This is a genomic window from Bifidobacterium miconisargentati, from assembly GCF_019331675.1.
GTDB classification, from domain to species: Bacteria; Actinomycetota; Actinomycetes; order Actinomycetales; family Bifidobacteriaceae; genus Bifidobacterium; species Bifidobacterium miconisargentati.
On record NZ_JAHBBJ010000001.1, the window covers coordinates 50,867 to 75,582 of the forward strand.

Sequence of the window (24,716 nt, forward strand, 5' to 3'; positions counted from 1 at the left end):
TTCTTAACAATCTGCCGTAAGGCAACCTCTACATGATAGCGCTACTTACGGACGGTGCAATAAGGCGCACCTGCCAGTTTCTCGCACCCTGCTCGGCGAGGAATGCCTCCACGTCGATTCCGGCGAGGTCTTCGGTCCAGCACAGGTTGCGCAGGATCTGCGGCTTGACGATCATCTCGGCCGGCGTGCGCGTATCCTCGGCGATCCGGTTGATCACCTTGCGCACGCGCTGCAGCCGGTCGTAGCGGTCGGGATGCCGCTGCTGCCACAGTCGCATGGAACGCGGCGCATTGACCACCATGCCGTTCTCGTCCTGGTCGGGCGAGGGCATGGACGACCATTGCGAGGGCTTCAACGCCATGGCCCGGTCGATGGCGGCCTTCCACACCTTCGGCTTGACCTCGCGCTGGATGGGCGCGTACCGCTCGAACATCTTGTCCTGTTCGGTGCCGGTGCGGATGCGCACCCGTTCGTTCAGGGAGCGCAGGGCCCGGAACTGGGCGGCGTTGTGCGGCTTGGCCGTGGCGGCCTCGATGATCGAGGCGTCGGCCAGTAGCAACGTGGGGGCGATGTCGTACCGCCTGGCGAGCCGGTCGCGTTCCTCCCACAGCGATTTGGCGATGGCGAGACCACGCGGGTCACGGCTGAGCTGGGTGATGCGCGAGACCCTAAGCCATGGGATCGGATGGGGCTTCCTCGGAGCCAGCCCCTCGTTCAAGGCGTGCGAGAATTCCTCGGCCGCCCATTCGTCCTTGCCGTGGGCCTTCAGGTCCCGGCGCATAAGCTCTTCGAGCTCGATGAGCACTTCCACGTCCAACGCCGCGTAGTTGCGCCAGTCGCGCGGCAGCGGGCGGTAGGACCAGTCGGCGGCGGAATGCTCCTTGGCCAGCGTGATGCCGAGGTAGTGCTCGGTCACCGCGGCCAGGCCGAAGCGGTGCAGGCCGAGCAGTCGCGCGGCGATCTCCGTGTCGAACAGGGCACGGGGCTTCAGACCGATGTCCGCGAAGCCGGGCAGGTCCATCAGCGAATCGTGCAGGATCCAGACGGCGTCGCCCACCGCGTCGTTGAATTCGTTCCAGTCGGCCCCGGCTTCGGTCAGGGCCACCGGGTCGAGCAGGGCAATGCCGGCGCCTTCACGTTTGAATTGGATGAGCCAGTCCTCGTGGCCGTACCGGAAACCGGAGGCACGTTCGGCGTCCGCCGCCAACGGACCGTCCGCGGCGGCCAGAGCCTCGCAGTACCGGTGATAGTCGGCGAGTGTGGAGGTGACGTTGGGCACTCCCCCACGTGGTTCCTTGAGCAACCGGGGTTCGGTCTCACGGACGTCGCTCACCTGCAGTCATCCTCCTCTGGACGGACGGTAGATCTGATGAAGGCGGCCCACGAATTCACTTGAGCGCCGGCGTCCATCGTACCGTCCGGACCGGTCCCGTCAAGCGGCGTCCAGGATACGCGCATCTCGCAACCGGAGCTGGGCGCCTCGTCGAGCCCGCCGAACGCGGTGTTGCGGGTCACGGTCACGGTGCCGGAAACGGTGTCCGGCTCGGCGAATCCCACGTAATCGCACATGCCGTCCCAGTACATGCCAGGGGCGAGCGGGTCGTTCTCCCCCGCTTCCAGCGGCAGCCTCGCGAACGCCACGCACCGCCAGTTCGAATCCCATCCGATGCGCGGCTCATGGGCGTAGAGCATCATGATCCAGCCGGTGGCGAATCGGAGCCGGCTCTCCCCCTGATCCGGGGTTTCCGATTCGAGCTCCACGCCGATGCCGAAGTCGGCCAGCGTTGAGGGCACGGGAATCTCGCGGTAGCGCACGCCGTCGAGGCGTCGCATGGTTCGGACGGATTCGACGGCCGCCCACACGTCGTCCGGCACGCCACGCGGGCGCACGGGATGCTGCGGCGCACCGGCTCCATCGCCAGGCCTCGTTGCCGCAGGAGTACCCGCCGGAAAAGCGAAGATCTCAGCCATACCATCAGGGTAAGGCAGCGGCGCCCGTTTCCCGGTATCGGCGCGCTTTCATTATGGGATTACATATTTAGAGAGTGAATCACAGAGAGCGCGAACCGCTAGTAAACTGCGGTTCGCGCTCTTATCTGTCAACAATCAGGCATTTTTTCGGTAACAATCAAGATTCACCACTGAACCGTTACTGAACCAGTGCCCGATTCAGGCACAGTGTACTTATGATTACCGCCTCCTTCCCAGACAATCGTCCCATCTGCCTTTTTAACGAAGTATTTGTACTCAATCGTGGTTCCCGCCGGCACACTAGCCATTCCGAACCAGGTTGGGTATTCAGGACATACCAGTGGACCAACTGCTTGGCTGGAATCTGTACTCCAATTTCCAAGCTCCGGAACGTTACCTGTGAGATACACTTGGTCCCCATACGAGGTAGAAGTGTCCGTAACGGTAAAAGTCACAGCAGTTTGCGGCGCAGTAAGCACATGGTACGCAATCGCATTAGAAACCTCCGACTGAGCCGTGGTCAAAACGACGTCCTGTACGCCGGTTTCTGCAGAATCAGGAATTGTGAAGTCAACTTCATCATCAGACCAGTAATTCACGCTGGCAGGCAAATCACCAATGGTGACAGTTCCGGGATTAGTTCCGAAATTCTTACCAGTGACTGAAACAACGTCACCGACATGCCCCATGGTTGGCCCCACATTACCAATTTGAGGTTGAGCGCTTGGAGATTCAACAAACGACCAAACTGCAGCTTGCCCGCCTTGCAGTACATAGTCCTGAGCAACATTGAGGTCCTTAGTACCTTGCGAGACCTTCAACGTTCCGCCACCAAGCTGCCCGCCGAGAGCATCTGCGTATGATCCAGCCGGTAGCGAAGTATACAAATCAGTCAAGCTGCAATCGGTAGTACCCTTGTTGACGGCGACGAGAACAGCATCATTATAGAAATGACGCTCATACACATATACATCATCATTGAGCCATCGCTCAGTCAATGCCCCATATCGCAGTGCAGGATTATCCGACCGGAGGTTCGAGAGCATTTTTGTAATTTTAAAGTTACGTGTGTTCTCATCAAATGACGGCATAGCCTGTCTGTTGTATGGATCGCCACCAATTTGATTGGAAGCATTCATAGAATCAACATGACTGTATTGTTCGTCTCCATAATAAATAGATGGGATTCCCGGAACGGTCATATTCACCACCGTAGCCATATCGAACAATCCTTTATTGTCGTTTAATGAAAGGAATCTCGAAGTATCATGTCCATCAACGAAATTGACTAATTGATTAGACCAATCAAAAGATGATTGTTGACGTTCCAAAGTTGCATTCAATTCCTTCATGGACGCATCAGATATAAAAACATTTCTAATGCTGCCATTTAAGTCAAAGTTTTCAAGCGATTGTCCACTATTGTTTGCGAACTTTACCTCATCATCCCACAATGGAGCAGAAGAAGTATCAGCCCACTCCCCAAAGATGAACACACTATGTTTATCATACACATGATCCGCATAGCTCTTTAGAAACCCGCTTGACATATGCTTGACTGCATCCATACGAATACCATCAACACCATGCGACGTCCAAGTGTCAATGGCATCCTCTAAATATTGAGTTACAAGAGGATTTTCTTGTGCAAGATCAGCGAGATTAAACAAATTTTTATATTTGCTCTCATATCTATCATTATAATTGGAAACACCACCATTATGATGGAAATAGCCATTTGGATCATCGTTATAGGCAGCCAATGTATGGCCATCTTTAACTAAGGCACCGTTATTGGCATAATCTGAATCATCAATATCTTCTGGCGAGGTATGGTTTGCAGCCCAATCCATGATAACTTTAATCCCATTGGCATGAGCTACCTTGACCATATTGTCAAAATCATTCCAAGAACCGAAATGCGGGTCAGGCGCAAAATAGTCCATACCCCAATATCCATGATAACCTGCAGATTTCATACCAGAAGAATCAATCGCAGCTTTACTAATATTCTTAACTGGAGGAGAAATCCAGATTGCACCAACACCAAGATTCTTTAGGTAGCTCATCTTACGAGCAACGCCCGCAAAATCACCACCCCAATACAACTGCCAATTAGACTTGTCACTACTATATTCTCCGAAAGCAGTCACCGGATCGTTGTTAGTTGGATCACCATCATAAAAACGATCTGTTATAATCTGGTATATAACATCTCCAGTAAAATCGGCTGAGCTGACAGGTGTAGATGAAAGGACACTCTGAGCACCATTAACTTCAAGACCGTTTGCATTAGTCATTGCAGGCGTCGAAACAGCCAGCATCGCGAACGACACAGACGCAACTACGGCCGCATCTATCATTTTGCGCCATATAGACTTTATATTGAGCATGCTATCCCCTAAAATAAAAATCAATAATACGTCATTGTTCCTTTAATTCACCATTGAACTAGGTTTTAATTCATCACCGCCCTTTAATTAGACAATCATACCATTAAATCACTTGACTGCGCCAGCAGTTAAACCGGAGACAATATACTTCTGCAAACAAATAAATACAATCACTACCGGTACTGCTGCCAACACTGCACCAGCAGAGAACAATCCCCAGTTTTGAGAGAATTTTTGAGAAACAAACTCATACAAACCAACAGCAAGCGTCTGCTTCTCTGGGGATACAAGCACCGTACTTGCGACCGCATATTCATTGACTGTTGCAATAAAAGAAAGCAACGCAACAACCGCAAGTATCGGTGATACAAGAGGTAAGATTATAGTAAAGAAAATCCTTGCATGCCCAGACCCATCAATTTTTGCAGCTTCGTCGATTTCTTTTGGAACCGTGTTAAAGAAACCATACATTAGGTACGTGTTGACCCCAAGAGCACTTCCCAAATATACAAGTATCAACGCCAGCCTGCTGTTAATACCCAATATGGGGAATACATCACCAAAATTGCTAAGCAATAAGTATATTGCAACAATAGATAAAACCTGCGGGAACATCTGAACAAGAATCAAGGAAAATAGACCGACTCTTCTTCCATAAAAGCGCAATCGAGAAAATGCATACGCAGCCATAGCTCCCAAGAAAACTGAAAGAACCGATCCTGAAAGACCAATGATAATCGTATTCAGATACCATTCCGCAAAAGGCTGCTGCGGCATATTGAATAACTTGACATAATTATCAAAAGTAATACTTGAAAAAAGATGATTGGATGAAATAAGGGTCCCTTGTTGGTTCAATGAAGCTGACACAATGTACAGAATCGGAAAACCAGCAAAAGCACAAGACAGAATGCCTACGAAATGCCTCCATCCTGTTCTAACAAACCATCGCAGAACATTAGTTTTACTATGCTGAATCCAACTGGAAGATTCTTTAGGATTGGTTTCCTCTATGAACATTTTAATACAACTCCTCAAGTGACTTTGAAGTTCTAAAACCAATAGCAGATACAGCAGCAACAATCAGGAAAATAAGAATTGCAAAAGCACTGGCCAATCCATAATCTCTATCCGCTCCAACAAATGCAATTTTATATACCATTGAAATTAGTATGTCAGTACTACCAATATTCATTCCCGTACTGGTATCTGTCGGACCCCCAGCTGTAAGCATATAAATCAGATTGAAATTATTAAAATTCATTGCGAAAGTGGAAATCAGCAATGGAGCTATCGAAACGAGCAGCAGAGGGAATTTGATATATCGGAATATTTCCCATGCTGAGGCCCCATCCAATTTCGCCGATTCAGATAATTCCTCTGGAATTGATTGCAGTGCTCCCATACAAACAAGAAACATGTACGGGAATCCTAGCCATAGATTTACAATCAGTACTGCAATTTTTGCCAGTGTCGGAGATTGAAGCCATGGCACATCAGCTCCGTGAAGCAGTACCTGATTGATGAAACCAAACTTCTCATTCAAAAGTCCCGCCCATACCAGTGCTGAAAGGAAGGAGGGGAATGCATACGGTAGTATAAGAATCGATCGATAAACCTTGCGGCCTCGCATACGTGGATCATTGAAGACGATGGCGAGGAAAAGCCCAACCATAAATGTAGACGCGACGGATACAACGGAAAACGTTATGGTCCACAACAACACTCGAAGAAATGGACCGGTCATATCATTTGATGCGAATACACGCTTGAAATTCGACAGCCCTACATTGACACGCCATCCAGGAACCAGCTCCTCCCCTGTTGCGGAAACGAACGATCCCTTTCCAGAGTCACGATAGACCATGCCGGTTTTTGTATTCGTCATCGTGTCGGATTTGGCATCATACATCAAAGATGACTTGAAAACGTAAGCCGTTTGTCCGTCGGATGTTTGCAGTGTTCCATCTTCTGGATTTGAAGAAAGGGGAACTTTTACCTGCAAAATATCATTTTGCCGATTTAGAACATCGTTAAACGACAATGTTTGGCAGCCACTGACCGAGCTAGATTCGCCGTTCTCCGACGATATCCCATCTGCAACATGAAGCGGCGTATCACTATCTCCAATTTTTGATACACCATCAGAACCGGTTACCAGAAAACTCAATTTATCGTTGCATTGCAGAACCGAGATCTTGTAAGTATCAGAATTCGAGACCTTAGTAAGTGATGTCTGCATCAATGCAGTAATCGCCTGTTCCTTGGTGCCATTATGGCCTGTCCCGTAATTAGTAAACGCGATATAACCAGAATAGAAAATAGCGGAAATTTGGAAAACAACCAGAAAGATAAGCCCAGGCGTCAGATACTTAGCAGCAAGTCCCTTATTATTCCAATAAATCCAATTAACAAGCAATCCAACAATCAAAACAATGATGAATGCCAGCCAATATCTTCTTGCAGCAAGAATGAACAGGGAGTATATACCTAACGCATCAAGAAGGCCTAACAAGAAAATCTTGATCAAAAGAGGCCAAGTGCGGACGTTCGCCATCGCCGCCACACGCTCCGCTCGGCGTCTTACAATAGCATTTTTCCTTGGCTCATCATTAATTGAGGTATTCATAATGATCTTTCCCAATTGTCCGCACTTGAACTCTTACACCATAGAATGACTAATTACTTCTTCAATGCGTCTTGGATCTCAGAAGTCATCTGCCCCCATAGGTCAGCGGCATCACCACGTTGAGAAATGATGGAGACCTCGGCAGCGTTCCAGTATTGCCACACTGATGACATCTCAGTAATATTCGGCATCGGAACGCCATTTTCGCTAGCCTTACCGAAGCCCTCCGAAACCGGGTCTTCAATTGCTTTCTTATATGCGGAAGTCAGCGCAGGGAGACGTCCACCGGCGTTATACAGAGCCTCCTGAACCTCATCAGTACCCACGTAATTAATCAGAAAGTTGGTAGCCGCAATCTTATTGTTAGTCTTCGAGCTCAGGAAAAAGCCTCCCACACCCACAAACGGCTTTGCAGGTTGACCGCCTGCCGAAGGAATGGCATCTACTGCTACATCAATACCAGCCTTCTTAATCGCAGAGATATTCCATGGTCCACTAATCAGATACGGAGATGCTCCCTGCTCGAACTTCGACAACGCAATATCAGCACTCATAGAGGTACTAAGCACCCCATCTTTGGCCTGTTGCTGCATCCACTGGGCAAATTTCACTCCATTGTCATCCCCAATGGTGAGCTTGCCGGAGTCATAACTCCCATCACTATTCTGTCCAAATACAAAGGGCCCGAATGAAGTCTGAACTGGATACATTGTGTATGAATCGCCCTGATCTCCTACTTGGAGAAGATAAGGGTATTCAGTTCCTGCATTTTTTGCCGTTGCGACCATATCGTCCCATGACGTAGGAGCTTCCGGTGCCAGCTTTGTATTCCGCACTAAGGCAACATTTTCAATCGAATACGGTAAAGCATAAATCTTCCCGTTATAGTTGAACGCATCCATGGCTATTTTTTCGTAATCGCCTTGCGCATCGCCAAGTTCCAATGGCTGAATAACGCCATCTGTCGCCAACACACCCGTCCAATCATTCTGTCCAATCGCAATATCTGGTCCTTTACCAGCAGGAACCTGCGTAATTAAATCCTGCTGAACCGATCCCATATCTTTCTGGACCAGATTTACCTTCACCCCGGTCTTATCGGTAAATTTCTGCGCCACATCCTTCAGCGTGGCGACTCGATCGGCATCAGCCCAAATCGTCAATGTGCTCGCAGTCTTCCCAGTTTGCGCCGACTGTTGAGACCCGTCAGAACTCCCGCATCCAGATAGTGCGATGAGGACCACGCTGACCACACCGACTGTCTTCAAAATACCTTGCTTATTAATATAAGCGCTCATTTTTCCGCCTTTCCTCGGAGAGACCTACACGATGTTGTGCCGCTGTCTCTGCTTTTAAGCTAACAGTCAGAAAGCGGAAGATATATGAGTTTCTGATAGCTGAATTAGTATTGCAAATAATTGCAACAGAATTTCTAACTATCTCAGTCAGACGTGAAACGCTTACCTCTCATAGCGGTGGATCCTCGGATTACTAGTTCTGGAGGGAACAAGGACTCACCGGTAATGGTATTGTTCCCTTGAATGCGATTGATCAAGGCATGCGCCGTGAAGGTTCCCATTGATAATATCGGCTGTCTCACCGTAGTAAGAGGTGGATTCGTGTGCGCCATCAACGGCGAGTCCCCATACCCAATTACAGATACGTCTTGTGGGACTCTTTTGCCCCGTTGTCGTAATGCCCGAATAGCACCTAGAGCAAGAAGGTCAGAGCCACAAACATATCCGGTTACCTCTTTATCAAGCAACCGTATGGCACCCGCATAGCCCCCTTCTTCCCCTTCAAAGCTAATGTCCACCCACTGATCGGCATCCGCACCGAATTCCTCCCGCATCGCATGCCGGTAGCCCTCAGCCTGCCGCAAAGCCGAAGTATTCGTACCGGAAGGAAGAATCAATCCGATACGACGGTGTCCAAGTTGAGCAAGGTGTCGCACTGCCAATTCACCGGCAGCTTGATCATCACTGGAAACAAACGGCACATCCAGGTCGTCCAGATATCCTCGCACAAATACAATGGGAAGCCGTTGAGCCACTAAGTCGTCATACCGAGAACGATCCACACGGGTATCAGCATGCTGCCCGGATACGAAGATAATTCCCGCAACTCCTCGATCCAAGAGCATCCCCACATATTCGTCTTCGCCCACACCGTCCTGATCTTGGATGCATAAGACCGGCGTATATCCAAGTCTCGCCAAATTTGTCGACACCACCTGAGCAAAAACAGGATATACGGGATCTTCCAGATTCGGCAAAATCAGCCCCACCAATCCAGAGCTTCTTGGACGTAAGCCATTGGGCCGTTCCAAGCCGAGTACGTCTATAGCGGTCAATACTGCTCGACGCATCTGCGGGCTGACTCCTGGGCGCTCATTCAACACGCGCGATACCGTTGCCTTGCTTACCGCTGCCTGAGCGGCAATCTGATCTAGACGTGAAGTCATATGCTCATTATGCAACTCCTGAAACAACAACGCAAATAATAGAAACAAATAATCATAAACCAGAAAGAAGAAGATTTCATTAGTACATGAATTTATGGTTGAAGTGAAATTCAAGACGCGAAGGGAGCGTTGTGTATATCCAAAGCATTTTGCAGGCCCCACTCGCACATCACGATGGTTCAGAGCTGTATGTCGATGATGCGCAGCCTAACCTCGGCGATGTCGTACACGTAACTGTCAGGATATCCGATGAGCTACACGTCAATAGTGTATATGTACGAACCGTGATAGATGGCGAGCCAAAATACGCCCAAGCCAATATCACTCAAACCACTCAGTCGGAATCGCTATGGACGGCTTCCATCATTATTCATAACACACTGACCACGTATCGTTTTCTTTTAATAACGGCTTATGGGAACCTATGGCTCAATGGGAAGGGGCTTCACACCGCGGATATTACTGACGCTCATGATTTTCGACTCAGCACATTTCACATTCCAAATTGGACGCGAGACGCAATCATCTATCAGATTTTCCCTGACCGATTCGCCAAATCCGATGCCCATCCTATTACAGATTATCCTCAATGGGCCATTCCTACCGAATGGGATGCACCTGTAGCTGCTCATACCGAAAACGCAGTCCGCCAAATGTACGGCGGATCCATTTGGGGCATTACCGAGCACCTAGAGTATATAAAGAATCTGGGAGCAAACGTCATTTACATGACGCCGTTTTTCCCGGCTCAATCAAACCATCGCTATGACGCATCAACATTCAATCATGTAGATCCCTCTCTTGGCGGAGACCGCGCACTTAAAGCACTTACGGAAAAAGCTCATAGTCTAGGCATTCGCGTCATTGGTGATCTGACCCTCAATCACTCAGGCGTAACACATGAATGGTTTCTTACTGGCAAAGATAACCAAGCGAGCCCGGAGGCACACTTCTATTATTTCAATTGCGATGGGCATGGCGGCTATGCCACATTCGATGGTGTTGAATCCATGCCGAAATTTGACCATCGATCTTCGGAACTGCAGCACCGTCTTTATGATGGCCCCGATTCGGTTGTAGCCAGATATATCAAAGACTTTGGCCTTGATGGCTGGCGCATTGATGTCGCACAATCAGCCGGAATATATTGCGACATCAATCTCAATGCTGATATTGCCGAAAAGACACATGCAACCATGGAAAACACGGCATCAGACACCTTGCTTATTGCCGAACATCAATTTGACGCATCACTAACGCTGCAAGGATCAGGATGGCAAGGAACCATGTCGTATGCGGCATTTACCAAGCCCATCTGGGCATGGCTGGGATGCAACCATCCGGAAAATGAATGGGGCATCCCCGGACCGGCAGCGAGATACGGCGGCAACAACATGATTCATTCGATGGTGGAATTCATGTCCTCTATTCCATGGCAAGCGACTGTTGCTAGCATGAACCTTCTGGACTCCCACGATACTTCGCGCTTTCGGACAATAGCCGGCCCCTACCAAGAGCTGGGCATCGCTTTGCAAATGACCCTGCCGGGAATGCCGATGATTTTTTCCGGTGATGAAGTCGGCATTGAGGGACATGGGCTTGAAGAGGCAAGACAACCGTTCCCGTGGGACTCTTCTCGTTGGGATCACAGTATTTATGACCTATATCAAACACTCATCACGCTTCGTCACAACCATTCAGCGCTCAGGAATGGCGGTCTTCGCTGGTATCACTGCACTGCAGATTCGATTATCTACGAAAGGGCTGACCACAATGAAACCTTGCTCATCGAAATCAGCAAAAAACAACACACATCATTGATTTCAAGCATTGATGCCACAAGTCTGACTGATGATGTCAATCTGAAAAAAGGGATGCCTATGCCCTCATCAGGACCGTCGTTCCATATTTGGAAAATTGATAATTAGACTGATGATAAAACAAAATATGGGCAGGTGTTAATTCCATATTGAGCAACGGGAACTAGCACCTGCCTTTTGTAATATTATTGGTTTAATACACCGTAAAACCGTGGGCCTTGAACTGGTTGGCCACGCGCTCACGGGTGGCGGCGTTCGGGCCCTTCTGGTTCTCCAGCGGGTACGGGATGCGCAGCTCATGCCACTTCGGGCGGCCGAGCTGGTGGAAGCCGAGCACGTCGATGTGTTCCACGGCGTCGCCGAAGGTCTCGCAGATCTGGGCCACCTGCTCCACGTTCTCCTCGGAGTCCGTGAGCCCCGGAACCAGTACGAAGCGCACCCAGATCTTCTTGCCGGCCTTGGCCAGTCGCTGACCGAAGTCGATGGTGGGCTGCAGCGTGCCGCCGGTGACCTTGTGGTAGGTCTCCTCGTTGCCGGACTTGACGTCCAGCAGGCACAGGTCGATGTCCTCGAGCATCTCGTCGGTGTAGTTGGTGTTGAGGAAGCCGGAGGTGTCGAGACAGGTATGCACGCCCATCTCCTTGGCGGCGTGGAACACGCGCGAAACGAAGGCGGGCTGCATCATGGATTCGCCGCCGGAGAACGTGATGCCGCCATGCGTGGCCTTGAACAGGTCCTTGTAGCGGTCCACTTTCTTGATCATGGCGTCGAGGTACACGGGCTTGCCGTCGCGCATCTTCCAGGTGTCCGGGTTCTGGCAGTACTGGCAGCGCAGCGGGCAGCCGGACATGAACACGGTCATGCGCGTGCCCGGACCGTCCACGGAGGTGTTGATGTCCCAGGAGTGGACGAAGCCGATGTCGCCTGACTTGAGCGCGGCGATGCGGTCGCGGCGATCGAGGCCGATGGGCGATTCAAAGCCGGACAGACCGCCCATGAGGGTCTGTGAGGCGTACGTCTTGGATTCGCGCAGCATGTGGCGCGTGGTGGTACGGAACTGGTTGTCGGGCATCATTGTCCTCCTGTTCCTGCAAGTGATGCGACAGGCCCTGTGGATTGCCGGCGGTTACCAATCGTCTGTGACCGGGCCCACTCCCCTCAATCATGTACGGTGAATCTCTCCCGAGGGAAGTCAAGGGAGGGAACACCGAAGTCATAAGGAAGGGGTGGGACGAAGCCCACCCCTTCATCGTTCTACCGTTTCACACGGTCGCGTTCATCGACGAATCAGTCGGTGACGGCGCCCTGGTGGAAGGTACGGGAGATCACGTCGAGCTGCTGCTCCTTGGTGAGCTTGACGAAGTTCACCGCGTAGCCGGAGACGCGCACGGTCAGGTGCGGGTACTTCTCCGGGTGCTCGACGGCGTCCTCCATGGTCTCCTTGCGCAGCACGTTGATGTTGGCGTGGTAGAGGCCGTGGCCGTTGCCGGCGTCCAGGATGCCGACCAGGTTGCCGATGCGCTCCTCTTCGTCGCGGCCCAGGCCATCGGGGGTGATGGTGTTGGTCAGCGAGATGCCGTCAAGAGCGTCGTTGTAGTCGATCTTGCCGACGGAGAACATGGACGGCAGCATGCCGTGGGAGTCCATGCCGTTCTCCGGGTTGGCGCCCGGGGCGTACGGGGTGCCCTTCTTGTGGCCGGACGGGAAGGAACCGGTGTTCTTGCCGTACTCCACGTTGGAGGTGATGGTCAGGATGGACTGGGTCGGGACGGCGCCACGGTAGACGGGCAGGCGCTTGACCTGGCCCATCACGGTGGACACGACCCACTTGGCGATGTCGTCGGCGCGGTCGTCGTCGTTGCCGTAGATCGGGAACTCGCCGTCGGTGCGGTAGCCCACGACCAAATCGTCATCGGCACCCTCGACGTACTCGTACTCGTGGCCCTCGAGGTTCTTGGCCTCGGCGTTGGTGATCGGGTACACCTTGGCGTACTTGATGGCGGCCAGGGAGTCGGCGGCGATGGACAGACCGGACATGCCGCAACCCAGGGTGCGGTACACCTCCTTGTCGTGCAGGGCCATCTCGATGGACTCGTAGGCGTACTTATCGTGCATGTAGTGGATGATGTTCAGGGCCATGACGTAGGTCTCGGACAGCCACTCGAGAGCCTTCTCGTAGTTGTTCTTGACCTTCTCGTAGTCCAGGGAGCCGTCGGCCTCGGGCTTGATCGGATCGATCACGCCCTTGTCGATGACCTGCATGCCTGTCATCTCGTCGCGGCCGCCGTTGATGGCGTACAGCAGGGCCTTGGCGGAGTTCACGCGGGCGGCGAAGAACTGCATCTGCTTGCCCACGCGCATCGGGGAGACGCAGCAGGCGATGGCGGCGTCGTCGCCCCAGTGAGAACGAATCTCCTTATCGGACTCGTACTGGATGGCGGAGGTGTCGATGGAGATCTTGGCGCAGAAGCGCTTGTAGCCTTCCGGCAGCTTCGGATCCCAGAAAATGGTGATGTTCGGCTCCGGGCCAGGTCCGAGGTGCTCAAGGGTCAGGGTGTTGAGCAGACGGAAGGAGGTCTTGGTGACCAGCGGACGACCGTCGTCGCCGAAGCCGGCGTCGGACCAGGTCGCCCAGTACGGATCGCCGGAGAAGATGGCGTCGTAGTCCTTGGTGCGCAGGAAGCGGACGATGCGCAGCTTCATGACGATGTTGTCGATGAGCTCCTGGGCGTCGGTCTCGGTGATCTTGCCGGCCTTGAGGTCGCGCTCGATGTAGCAGTCAAGGAAGGCGGAGTTACGGCCGAAGGACATGGCGGCGCCGTCCTGGGACTTGATGGAGGCCAGGTAGCCCATGTAGGTCCACTGCACGGCTTCCTGGGCGGTCTGGGCCGGGCGGGACAGGTCGAGGCCGTACTCGTTGCCGAGGTTGATGAGCTTCTTCAGGGCCTTGATCTGCTCGTCGTGCTCCTCGCGGAAGCGGATCCAGTGCTCGATCTCCGGCTCGGTGAAGTCGTTGCGGTACGGCACGGAGTCCTTGTCGCGCTTCTTGAAGGCGATCAGCTTGTTGACGCCGTACAGGGCCACACGGCGGTAGTCGCCGATGATGCGGCCACGGCCGTAGGCATCCGGCAGGCCGGTGAGGATCTTGTTGTGGCGGGCGACCTTGATCTGCTTGGTGTACACGCCGAAGACGCCGTCGTTGTGGGTCTTGCGGTACTTGGTGAAGATCTTCTTGATCTCCGGATCCGGCTCCTTGCCGGCCTCCTTGATGGCCTGCTCGACCATACGCCAGCCGCCGTTCGGCATCATGGCGCGCTTGCAGGGAACATCGGTCTGCAGGCCGACGATCACGTTGTCGACCTCCGGGGAATCGATGTAGCCGGCCGGGAAGGCATCGATGTCGGCCGGGGTGTGGGTGTCCACGTCGTAGACGCGCTGCTTGCGCTCCACGGCCAGGTAGTTGTCGTCAAGGTACTTCCACAGGTGCTTGGTCTTCTCGGTAGCCGGAGCCAGGAAGGATTCATCGCCCTCGTACGGGGTGTAGTTCTTCTGGATGAAGTCGCGGACATCAATGTCCTTCTGCCAGTTGCCTTCGGTGAAGCCGGCCCACGCCTTTGCTTCGAGCTCCTCCTGGGAGACAGCTGCATTTTCTACTGCGGTCATGTCACTCCTTTAAATGGGGTTGTCGATTTCGCATCTTCACGGAATCGTTGGTTACTTAGTGTAGTTTGCGCATGCTTGGGAAAAGCTGAAATCGGAAGTGAGCTATCTCACATTCGTTTGTGAACGCTATCATTCCAATGGTTTCTAGGGCTTTTTCGCGGCGATTCCCTTCATGTTGTGGTGTTCGTCACATGAAAAACCGCTCATGCGTCGGTGTGCGCATGAGCGGTTTTTCACTATATGAGAATTTGCGGATCAGCGACGGTAGCCTTCACCGTTCCATTGGCGGTCCTGCTCCTCCCATTTGGCATTGCGGTCCATCACGATGTCCCAGGCGTGTTCGGCGTCCTCCTTGGTCTTGTAGGGGCCCATGCGCTGGTCGATGGGTGAGATCGGGCCGAGCTCGGCCTTGCCTTTGACGGTGTTGAAGTACCACTGCTTGTCGTTGTCGGTCATGTCTTTTCGGCTTCCTTTCCGATTTGAATACGTAATGTCTCCGGTACATGAGGTTGCCATGAATCCGGGCGGACTACCCCTCAGTCGGCTTCGCCGCCAGCTCGTCCTGCAATTGCAGACGAACTTCGTTCGCGCTCTGCCGGCTCGACTGTCGTCTCGCACATCGCCTACAAACAGCTTTGCAGTTTGCTTCACGGCAATGTCCCGACAAGGGGAACCAGGAACAGGAGCCATGCCGATTCTGGTTTCCGAGAACGACTACTCACGGAAGGCGTTGGTCACGGGCAGGCGGCGGTCGCGGCCGAAGGCGAGGGCCGTGACCTTGGGGCCGAGCGGGTACTGGCGGCGCTTCCATTCGGCGCGGTCCACCAGTCGCATCACCGTGTCCACAGTGGCCTCGTCAAAGCCGTCGGCGAGCAGGTCGGCGCGTCCGTGCGCGTGCTCGATGTACGCGGCGAGCACCTTGTCGAGCAGCGCGTATTCGGGCAGGGAGTCAGAGTCCTTCTGGCCGGGGCGCAGCTCGGCGGAGGGGGCCTTCTCGATGGAGGAGACCGGGATCATCACGCCGTCCTTGAGCTGGATGCCGGGGTCGCCGGCCTCGTTGCCCACGATCTTCAGGCCGCCGATGCCCACGCCTGCGGCCGCGGCCCTGTTGCGCCAGCGACTCACCTCCCACACGCGGGTCTTGAGAAGATCCTTGATGGGTGCGTAGCCGCCCACGGCGTCGCCGTAGATGGTGGAGTAGCCGCAGGCGAGCTCGGACTTGTTGCCGGTGGCCACGGCGAGCAGGCCGCGCGAGTTGGAGCTGGCCATCACGATCACGCCGCGGATGCGGGCCTGCAGGTTCTCGGCGGACACGCCTTCGAGGTGCAGCTGGGTCTGGTAGGCGTTGAACAGCGGTTCGATGGGCTGGACCTCATAGTGGGCGCCGATGTTGGCGGCCAGATCGGCGGCGTCGTCCTTGGAGCCGTCCGAGGAGTACATGGAAGGCATGGAGATGCCCCAGACGTTTTCGCCGCCGCAGGCGTCGGCGGCCATGGCGGCCACGAGCGCGGAGTCGATGCCGCCCGACAGGCCGAGGGTCACGCCCTTGAAGTGGTTCTTGGCCATGTAGTCCTTGAGACCGAGCACGCAGGCGGTGTAGATCTCCTCGTCCGGGTCGGGCAGGTCGGCGATGTCGGCCTTGGCCTGGTGTTCGACGGCCGGGTCGAAGTCCCAGAAGGTGAGGTCCTCCATGAACATGGGGCTGCGTTCGAGCAGTGCGCCGTCGGCGTCCACCACGAAGCTGCCGCCGTCGAAGACGAGGTCGTCCTGGCCGCCCACCTGGTTCAGGTAGATGACCGGGGCCTTGACCTCGGCGGCGCGGCGCTGCGCGAGTTCGAGGCGCGTGTGGGTCTTGCCCTCCTCGTACGGGGAGCCGTTGATGGTCAGCAGCAGGTCGATGCCCTTGCCGGCCAGCTCGGCCACCGGGCCGCCGTCCTGCCAGATGTCCTCGCAGATGGCCACGCCGATGCGGGCGCCGTCCACGTCGAGGGTGACGGAACGGTCGCCGGAGGAGAAGATGCGGAATTCGTCGAAGACGCCGTAGTTGGGCAGGAAGTGCTTGTCGTAGCCGGCCCAGACCACGCCCTCGTGCAGGACCACGAGGCGGTTGCGCGGCTTGGAGGTGGCGCGGTCGGTGCCCACGGTGCCGACCACCACGAACAGCGAGCCCAGGCCCTCGGCGGCGAGGCGTGCGGCGAGATCGTTGGCCTTGTCCCATGCGGCCTGGCGGAAGGTGCGGCGCAGGGCGAGATCCTCGATCGGATAGCCGGTCAGGGTCATTTCGGGGAAGACCACCACCTGGGCGTGGCCTTCGGCGGCCTTGCGGGAGTAGTCGAGCACCTTGTCGGCGTTGGCGTCGAGCGCGCCGACGCAGGTATCGATCTGGGCGAGTGCGAAACGAAGCTGTGTCATGGTCTTCAGTGTACTCAGCTCAGTTCGTTGAGCACGCGCAGGGCGGCGTTGACGTAGAAGTTGACGAACGTGGGGATGGATTCGTCGAGGCCCACGAAGTTCGGGCTGTGCCAGTCGGCGCAGCCTTCCTGGCCGTTGGAGCCCACGAAGGCGAACACGGGCAGGGTCACCTTGGCGAACTCGCAGAAGTCCTCCCCCGCCATGGACGGGCGAATCGGCTCAAGCTGCGCGTAGTCGTGCACGTCCGCCGCCACGGCCTTGGCGAGCGAGGGGTCGGAGACGAGCGGATCCTGGAAATCGTCCCAATCCACGTCGGCCCTGATACCGTACGCCTCGGCGGTGTGCTGCACGACCTCCTTGAAGCGACGGCCCACCAGGTTGCCGTCCTCCTTGTGGAAGTAGCGCACGGTACCCTGGAATCCGGCTTCGGCGGGCACCACGTTCCACACGTCGCCGCCATGGATCTCGGTCACGGAGAGGACCAGCGGATGGAAGGGCGTCACGTTGCGGCTCACGATGGTCTGCAGGCTCAGAATCATGCTGGCGAGCGCCTCGAGCGGGCCGGTGCCCTTGTACGGGTAGGCGGCGTGGGTGCCCTGCGCGTGCAGGTCCACGTGGAACTTCACGCAGCCGGCCATCATGGGTTCCACGCCGATGGCGAGCTGGCCTGGGGCGTAGTTGGGGTTGTTGTGCGTGCCGATGATGGCGTCCACGTCGTCCACGAGGCCGGCGTCGATCATGGAGCGCGCTCCCCTGCCGGTCTCCTCGCTGGGCTGGAACAGGATCTTGATCGAGCCGGCGAAACGGTCGCGGTGCTCGGCGAGCCAGAAGGCGGCGCCCAACAGGCCGGTCATGTGCAGGTCGTGGCCGCAGCCGTGCATCACGCCGTGGTTGACCGAGCTGAACTCCAGTCCGGAATCCTCCACGATCGGCAGGCCGTCGATGTCGGCCCGCAGGCCAATGCGCGGACCCGGTCCGGCCTCACCCTGGATGAGGCCAACGACGCCGGTTTCCAGCGGGTTGTCGAGGATTTCGATGCCGTGCGCCTTGAGCTGGTCGGCGAGGTAGATGCTGGTGTCGAATTCCTTGAAGCTGCGCTCGGGGTGGGCGTGCAGGTAGTGACGGATGGTGGTGAGTTCGGGGTCGATCTCGATATGTTCGCTCATGGTTGCCGATTCTAGTAAGGCGGGTGAAAAGTACGGGAATGCGCCCGTATTGCGTGAAATTACGCGAAGATCTCCCGCCAAGTGCATGTCGGCGGGAGATCCTCGCATGGGCGCAGCGGGTGCGCCGGATGGGTTGGCCGAACGGCTACTGCTGGCGCTTGAGCAGTCGCTTGGCGATGGCGTTGGCGATGCCCTGAACCACCTGGACCAGCACGATCATGATGATCACGGCCGTCCAGGTGACGGTCTGGTCGAACTTCTGGTAGCCGTAGGCGATGGCGAAGTTACCAAGGCCGCCGCCACCGATGTAGCCGGCCATGGCGGACATGTCGAGCACGCCGATGAACAGGAAGGCGTAGGCCAGGATGAGCGGGGCGAGCGCTTCAGGGATGAGAACCGTGCGAATGATGGTGAGCTTGCCGGCGCCCATAGAACGGGCGGCCTCGATCATGCCGGGGTCCACGGGCACGAGGTTCTGTTCCACCAGGCGCGAGGTGGCGAAGGTGCACATCACGACCATCGGGAAGATGGCCGCCACGGTGCCGATGGATGTGCCGACCACCACGATGGTCAGCGGCTGCATGGCCGCCAGGAAGATGATGAACGGGATGGGCCGCACGATGTTGACGATGATGTCAAGGATGCGGTAGACCACGGCGTTCTCGAACAGGTTGCCCGGGCGGGTGCCGTAGAGCACGACGCCGAGGATGAGGCCCAGGAAGCCGCCCACCACGAGGGTGATGAGCACCATGGTCAGGGTCTGGCCGATGGACTGGAACAGCAGGGGCTTGAGGACGCTCCAGTCGCTGCGCGGATTGGCGAGGACGATCATGATTGGGCTCCTTCGTTGTTCTGGCCGGCGGCGTCCGTCTTGCCGGCATCGGCGTCATCGGCGGCCGGGGTGATCGGCGCATGCTCCGGCGTGTACCCGGAAACGGCCTCGTCGTACGGTACGGGGTTCGCGGCGGTGCCGAAGTCGATGACGTCGCTGTTTTCGGCGAGTTCGGAGAGGAAGGCGTTCACGCGCGCGTCGTCGCCCTTGAATTCGTAAGTGATGGCGCCGATCGCAGAACCGCGCACGGTGTCGATGCCGCCGTACAGCAGGCCGGATTCGATGCCGTGCTTGGCGATGAGTTCGGAGATGTTCTGTCCGGAGGCGGCCACCTCGCGGCCGTGGCTGTCGGAGACGTCCTTCTGGCGGATGAGCACGGTGACGATGCGGCCGGACCATTCGGTGTGGAGACGCTCGACGCGGTCCTCCTCGGGCAGTCCGGACAGCGCGGTGGCGATGAACCGCTTGGTGACCGGCTGCTGGGGCGCGGCGAACACGTCGTACACGTCGCCGGATTCGACCACGCGGCCGGCGCTCATCACGGCCACACGGTCCGCGATCTGCTGGACCACGTTCATCTGGTGGGTGATGAGCACGATGGTGATGCCGAATTCCTTGTTCACGCGCTTGAGGAGCGCGAGCACCTCGGTGGTGGTCTCGGGGTCGAGGGCGCTGGTGGCCTCGTCGGCGAGCAGGATCTCGGGGTTGGTGGCCAGGGCGCGTGCGATGCCGACGCGCTGCTTCTGGCCGCCGGACAGCTGGGAGGGGTACTTGTCCGCGTGTTCGGACAGGCCGACGAAGTCGAGCAGTTCGGCCACACGACGGTCCTGGTAGTCCTTGCGCCAATGGTCGAGCTGGAGCGGGTAGGCGATGTTCTGCGCCACGGTCTTGGTGGAGAACAGGTTGAACTGCTGGAAGATCATGCCGATCTTCTGGCGGATGGGCCTGAGCTTGGATTCACTCAGGGAGGTGATGTCCGTGCCGAGCACGCTCACCGAACCGCCGGTGGGCTGCTCGAGGGCGTTGATGAGTCGGACCAGCGTGGATTTGCCGGCACCGGAATAGCCGATGATGCCGAAGATGTCACCTCGGTTGATGGTCAGGCTCACGTCGTCCACGGCGCGGGCCACGCCGGCCTTGCGACCACGGACCTTGAATTCCTTGACCACATGGTCGAACGTGATGATGGGGTCGCTCATGGGTTCTCCTGATTGTCGTATATCGTTTTGCCGTTTGCGCTACGGCGTGATGCCGGGCGGGGCGGAACCCTTCGTTCCTCCCCGCCCGGCATCACTGGCCGTACGGATCCGTATGAATCCTACCGACCGCCGGTCACTGCTGTGCCTTGGCGTCCTTCTCGATGTCCTTGAGGAAGCCCTGCAGCTCCTCGGCGCTGAACTTGTCGGCGAAGACCGCGGTGCCGCCGGAGTTCTCCTGGAGGGCGTCGAGCACGTCCTTCTCGTGGAAGATGTCGATGAGCTTCTTGTAGGTCTCGTTGTTCACGTCCGCCTTGCGGGCCACCCACACGTTGATGTACGGGCGGGCCTCCTCGGATTCGGCGTTGTCCTGGTAGATGGCGTCCTTCGGGTCGAGGCCGGCGTCGGCGACGTAGTCGTTGTTGATCACGCCGGCGGCGATGGTCGGATCCTTGAGGGTGGTGGCCACCTGCTCGGCCTTCAGCGGGGTCACCTTGACCTTGCTCTTGGCCTCATCGATGTCGGCCGGGGTGGAGAAGGCGGTCCAGTCGCCCTTGAGGGTCACGAGGCCGGCGGCCTTGAGCACGCCGATGGCGCGGGCCTGGTTGGTCTCGTCGTTCGGGATGGTGACGGTGTCGCCCTGCTTGATGTCGTCGATGCTCTTGACCTTGGTGGAGTACACGCCGAGCGGGTAGATGGCGGTGCCGCCGATGGGCTGAAGGTCCTTGTTGTTGCTCACGTTGTAGTTGGCCAGGTAGAGCAGGTGCTGGAACTCGTTGAGGTCGAGCTCGCCGGAGTCAAGGGCCGGGTTCTCGGAGGTGTAGTCCTGGAAGTCGATGATGTCCACGTAGATGCCCGCGGCCTCGGCCTTCTGCTTGAACTTGACCCATTCGGGGTTGGTGGCGCCCACGACGCCGATCTTGACCGGGTTGTCCTTGGTGCCCTTGGCGGCGGATTCGCCGGCGCCGGCGAAGGAGCGATAGCCGAAGAACGCGCCCACGGCGACGATGGCGACCACCACGATGGTGATGATGATGTTGCGGACGGTGTGGTTCACGCGCACCGGTTCGTTGTTGTTGGCCGGAGTGGCCGGCTGGGTTGCTGCGGTCATTGGTTTCCTCTCTCTGTTGGTTCGGTTTGGCCCTGTGCGGGCCGGGCCGGTTCTCTTCCGTACGGCCCTTCGCGTTGTTGACGGTCTTAACCATAGCGTCCCGGCAACCGGGAAATGGCGGAAAATGGCCGATTGCCGTATAGGTGTTGCTTATGACGGGTGTATAAGCGGCCGGAATCACACGGTTTGATAGCCCGCTATAAGACCGGTTCGAGACGGGTTCGCGGCGTACTTGAGCCGGGAATGACCATTATGCGGACTTCATCACGGCTTCGACCGGCCCACAGGCTCGGCATTCGCGCTTGGATCGGCGCAGCACGGACACATCCGTTCTCGCGGTCACGTCCGCCCGGTATGGACACGTCCATTCACACAGTCGCGTCCGCCCAACACGGACAATGAAGACATGAACAACATCATCGACGACGATTCCTTCCTCTCCCCCGCCCGCGACTCCGGCGTTCCCTCCACCGCCCGCGGAAACGACATCAGGGCCGTGTTCTTCGACATCGACGGCACGCTCACCAGCTTCGCCACGCACAAGGTGCCCGATTCCGCCGTGGACGCGATCCACCGTCTGCAGGCCAAGGGCGTCAAGGTGCTCATCTGCACGGGTCGCGCGCCCTCGCAGATGGGCGTGGTGCTGGACACCATGCCGGTAACGTTCGACGGCATCGTGGCGTTCAACGGCCAGTACTGCTTCGACGACACCGGATTCTTCGCCTCGCAGGCCATTGACCCGGACGACATCGAGACGATTCTCGGCTGGCTGGACAGGCACCCGGACGTGGTGTCCAACTTCGGCGAGAGGGACTACGTGTACTTCAACCACACCAACGAGGCGCTGCAAGCCACATGGGCCCAACTCGGCAAGACCGCGCCCACACGGTATTTCGACGATCCGCACGAGCGTACGGCCTCGCACGAGACCTTCCAGATCAGCCCGTTCATCGGCCCGGACGAGGAAGCCGAGCTGGTCTTCCTGTGCCGCAACGTGCGCGGCGTGCGCTGGCATCCGGACTTCACCGACCTCATTCCGGCCGACGGCGGCAAGCCACGCGGCATCCAGCGGTTCATGGCCCATTACGGCATCACACGCGAGCAGACGATGGCGTTCGGCGATGGCGGCAACGACACGGCCATGCTCGCCTACGCCGGTATCGGCGTCGCGATGGGCAACGCCACCGACGAGCCGAAGGCCGCCGCGGATTACGTGACCGACGACGTGGATCATGACGGCGTGCTCAACGCCCTGCTGCACTTCGGCGTGCTGTGAGTCCCGGCCGGCCCCTGCCGGCGCGTCCGGCCGGGCTGCCCGGCGGAAACGCAAAAGGCCGGCGCGCAATGCACCGGCCTTGTCTGTGGAGCTAAGGGGATTCGAACCCCTGACCCTCTCCATGCCATGGAGATGCGCTACCAGCTGCGCTATAGCCCCAAACGGGTTTTGACTCACTCACATGAATCAACGGGAAACCATCAACACTGGCCGCTGACGGCTTCTTCGTGGAGCTAGGGGGATTCGAACCCCCGACCCTCTCCATGCCATGGAGATGCGCTACCAGCTGCGCTATAGCCCCAAACGGGTTTTGACTCACTCACATGAATCAACGGGAAACCATCAACACCGGCCGCTGACGGCTTCTTCGTGGAGCTAGGGGGATTCGAACCCCCGACCCTCTCCATGCCATGGAGATGCGCTACCAGCTGCGCTATAGCCCCGTTTTTCATTTGTGCGGTCCGTTTTGAACCTCGTATACATTACGACGAGTTTGCAAATAAGGCAACATTCGGCGTGTCGCAGTGTTGAATTCACGTGGATTTCGCCCGGAATTCCAACGATTTTGGCACATTATTCAGTTATGTTGCCCGAAAGATCGAATGAGCCGGAATCGGCATACCCCATGAGGGAAACCAATTCCGGCCCATTCCGACTCATTCCGGTTCAGCGTTCGCGTTCCCATTCATCGGTGTCCGCGATGGCCGGGCCGTGGTTGTATTCCAGCAGGCGCCAACGCACCGACCCGTCCGGCAGGTCCATCGGCACCAGCCGCACCCAATGGGCGTTGCGCATGGAGACCACGGACGCGAACGAGGGATCCACCTGGCTCAACCCCAGCAGCGTCTGCAGGGTCTGGGCGATCCATGCACCGTGCGAGAACACGAACAGGTCCGTATTCTCCCCGGCCCGCGCGGACCAGTCCTCAAGGGCCGCCACGCCACGCGCGCCCACATGTTCCTTGGGCTCGGCACCGTATTTGAGTTCGCCGCCGCGGTGTTCCATCCAGGAGCGGAAGTCCTCGGGGTACCGTTCGGCCAGTTCGGACACGGCGTGACCGTCCCAATCGCCGAAGCTGCGTTCGCGCACACGTTCGTCGTCGTGCACCTCGGCGCCGCCCAGCACGTCCGCGAAGGCCTGCGCGGTGGCGTGCGCACGGGAAAGGTCGGAACATACGATGATGCGGTCGCTCGTCTCCGGCCTGCGGTCCACGTAGAGGTCCTTCAGCGCGGCGGCGGTCTGACGCACCTGCCACCGGCCGACGGCGTCGAGCGGGATATCCACCTGCCCCTGCAGTTTGTGGGCCGCGTTGTAGGACGTGCGGCCGTGGCGGATCAGGAAGATGGAGCGGACATGACGGGTAGCCATGGGATTCGTACCTTTCGCGTCAGTCGACCGGCACCGCGGCCGTTTCGGGGTGCGCCAGCTGCAGGTCGATGGTCTCGCAATCCTTCCACAGGCGTTCCAGTCCATAGAATTCGCGGGATTCCTCATGCATGACGTGGATCACGAAGTCGCCGTAGTCAAGCAGCACCCACTGGCCTTCGGTCAGGCCTTCGCGGGAGCGGGGCTGGCGGCCGTCGCACTTGAGGTAGAGGTCCTTTTCGATCTCCTCGGCCACGGCCAGCACCTGGCGTTCGTTGGAGGCGCCGGCGATCATCATGATGTCGGTGATGCCGAGCAGGTCGGCCACGTCGAAGGCCACGATGTCCGTGGCTTTGATGCGGTCGGCGGCCTCGGCGGCCAGGCGGACGGCGTTGATGGAGTCCTGTAGTGCCGGCAT

General features: G+C 57.0%; 19 protein-coding genes and 3 tRNA genes. 2 read left to right on the forward strand and 20 right to left on the reverse strand.

What is annotated here, in order from left to right:
* Positions 1–28: 28 nt before the first annotated feature.
* The 7 genes from KIH81_RS00215 to KIH81_RS00245 form a co-directional block, all read right to left on the reverse strand.
* Positions 29–1,333, reverse strand: coding sequence for an HRDC domain-containing protein (locus KIH81_RS00215; protein WP_214303554.1), 1,305 nt, complete (start codon positions 1,331–1,333; stop codon positions 29–31).
* A complete protein-coding gene (locus tag KIH81_RS00220; protein ID WP_214303555.1) occupies positions 1,330–1,971 on the reverse strand; it encodes a DUF3000 family protein in 642 nt (213 codons plus the stop codon). Before KIH81_RS00220 ends, KIH81_RS00215 begins: the two co-directional genes overlap by 4 nt.
* Before the next feature lie 164 nt (positions 1,972–2,135).
* Entirely contained in the window at positions 2,136–4,364 is a 2,229-nt protein-coding gene (locus KIH81_RS00225; protein ID WP_214303556.1) for an alpha-amylase family glycosyl hydrolase, read from the reverse strand.
* 108 nt (positions 4,365–4,472) lie between these two features.
* Positions 4,473–5,384 carry a sugar ABC transporter permease gene (locus tag KIH81_RS00230; protein ID WP_214303557.1) on the reverse strand — a complete coding sequence of 304 codons (912 nt, stop codon included), beginning with the start codon at positions 5,382–5,384 and terminating at the stop codon, positions 4,473–4,475.
* Between the two features lies 1 nt (position 5,385).
* On the reverse strand, positions 5,386–6,993 hold the full coding sequence (locus KIH81_RS00235) for an ABC transporter permease subunit (RefSeq protein ID WP_214303558.1): 1,608 nt from the start codon (positions 6,991–6,993) through the stop codon (positions 5,386–5,388).
* A 53-nt stretch (positions 6,994–7,046) separates the two neighbouring features.
* Positions 7,047–8,291: a sugar ABC transporter substrate-binding protein gene (locus KIH81_RS00240; RefSeq protein WP_214303559.1), complete on the reverse strand. Its 1,245-nt coding sequence runs from the start codon at positions 8,289–8,291 to the stop codon at positions 7,047–7,049.
* 143 nt (positions 8,292–8,434) lie between these two features.
* Positions 8,435–9,571 (reverse strand): LacI family DNA-binding transcriptional regulator, encoded by a 1,137-nt coding sequence (locus KIH81_RS00245; protein ID WP_214303560.1) that lies wholly within the window; start codon positions 9,569–9,571, stop codon positions 8,435–8,437.
* 17 nt (positions 9,572–9,588) lie between these two features.
* On the opposite strand from KIH81_RS00245, the gene KIH81_RS00250 reads away from it, so the two are divergent.
* Positions 9,589–11,385, forward strand: coding sequence for a glycoside hydrolase family 13 protein (locus KIH81_RS00250; protein WP_214303561.1), 1,797 nt, complete (start codon positions 9,589–9,591; stop codon positions 11,383–11,385).
* 85 nt (positions 11,386–11,470) lie between these two features.
* Here KIH81_RS00250 and pflA read toward each other — a convergent pair whose 3' ends face one another.
* From pflA to KIH81_RS00290, 8 genes are all read right to left on the reverse strand, one after another.
* Positions 11,471–12,352, reverse strand: coding sequence for a pyruvate formate-lyase-activating protein (pflA, locus tag KIH81_RS00255; protein ID WP_214303562.1), 882 nt, complete (start codon positions 12,350–12,352; stop codon positions 11,471–11,473).
* A gap of 212 nt (positions 12,353–12,564) precedes the next feature.
* Positions 12,565–14,940 carry a formate C-acetyltransferase gene (pflB, locus tag KIH81_RS00260; RefSeq protein WP_109056707.1) on the reverse strand — a complete coding sequence of 792 codons (2,376 nt, stop codon included), beginning with the start codon at positions 14,938–14,940 and terminating at the stop codon, positions 12,565–12,567.
* A gap of 255 nt (positions 14,941–15,195) precedes the next feature.
* Complete coding sequence (locus KIH81_RS00265) at positions 15,196–15,396, reverse strand: hypothetical protein (protein ID WP_214303563.1); 201 nt, start codon at positions 15,394–15,396, stop codon at positions 15,196–15,198.
* Positions 15,397–15,654: 258 nt separating this feature from the next.
* Positions 15,655–17,352: an NAD+ synthase gene (locus KIH81_RS00270; RefSeq protein ID WP_214303564.1), complete on the reverse strand. Its 1,698-nt coding sequence runs from the start codon at positions 17,350–17,352 to the stop codon at positions 15,655–15,657.
* A gap of 14 nt (positions 17,353–17,366) precedes the next feature.
* Entirely contained in the window at positions 17,367–18,518 is a 1,152-nt protein-coding gene (locus KIH81_RS00275; RefSeq protein WP_214303565.1) for a M20 metallopeptidase family protein, read from the reverse strand.
* 145 nt (positions 18,519–18,663) lie between these two features.
* Positions 18,664–19,350: a methionine ABC transporter permease gene (locus KIH81_RS00280; RefSeq protein ID WP_109056711.1), complete on the reverse strand. Its 687-nt coding sequence runs from the start codon at positions 19,348–19,350 to the stop codon at positions 18,664–18,666.
* Positions 19,347–20,549, reverse strand: coding sequence for a methionine ABC transporter ATP-binding protein (locus KIH81_RS00285; protein WP_214303566.1), 1,203 nt, complete (start codon positions 20,547–20,549; stop codon positions 19,347–19,349). Before KIH81_RS00285 ends, KIH81_RS00280 begins: the two co-directional genes overlap by 4 nt.
* A 133-nt stretch (positions 20,550–20,682) precedes the next feature.
* Positions 20,683–21,657, reverse strand: a complete 975-nt coding sequence (locus tag KIH81_RS00290; protein ID WP_214303567.1) for a MetQ/NlpA family ABC transporter substrate-binding protein — start codon at positions 21,655–21,657, stop codon at positions 20,683–20,685.
* A gap of 406 nt (positions 21,658–22,063) precedes the next feature.
* Here KIH81_RS00290 and KIH81_RS00295 point away from each other — a divergent pair, with 406 nt between their 5' ends.
* Positions 22,064–22,933, forward strand: coding sequence for a Cof-type HAD-IIB family hydrolase (locus KIH81_RS00295; RefSeq protein WP_214303568.1), 870 nt, complete (start codon positions 22,064–22,066; stop codon positions 22,931–22,933).
* 86 nt (positions 22,934–23,019) lie between these two features.
* Here KIH81_RS00295 and KIH81_RS00300 read toward each other — a convergent pair.
* The 5 genes from KIH81_RS00300 to rsfS form a co-directional block, all read right to left on the reverse strand.
* Positions 23,020–23,092, reverse strand: a tRNA-Ala gene (locus KIH81_RS00300).
* A 69-nt stretch (positions 23,093–23,161) separates the two neighbouring features.
* A tRNA-Ala gene (locus KIH81_RS00305) sits at positions 23,162–23,234 on the reverse strand.
* A 69-nt stretch (positions 23,235–23,303) separates the two neighbouring features.
* Positions 23,304–23,376, reverse strand: a tRNA-Ala gene (locus KIH81_RS00310).
* Between the two features lie 223 nt (positions 23,377–23,599).
* Positions 23,600–24,301: a histidine phosphatase family protein gene (locus tag KIH81_RS00315; protein ID WP_214303569.1), complete on the reverse strand. Its 702-nt coding sequence runs from the start codon at positions 24,299–24,301 to the stop codon at positions 23,600–23,602.
* Between the two features lie 19 nt (positions 24,302–24,320).
* Complete coding sequence (gene rsfS / locus KIH81_RS00320) at positions 24,321–24,716, reverse strand: ribosome silencing factor (RefSeq protein ID WP_109056716.1); 396 nt, start codon at positions 24,714–24,716, stop codon at positions 24,321–24,323.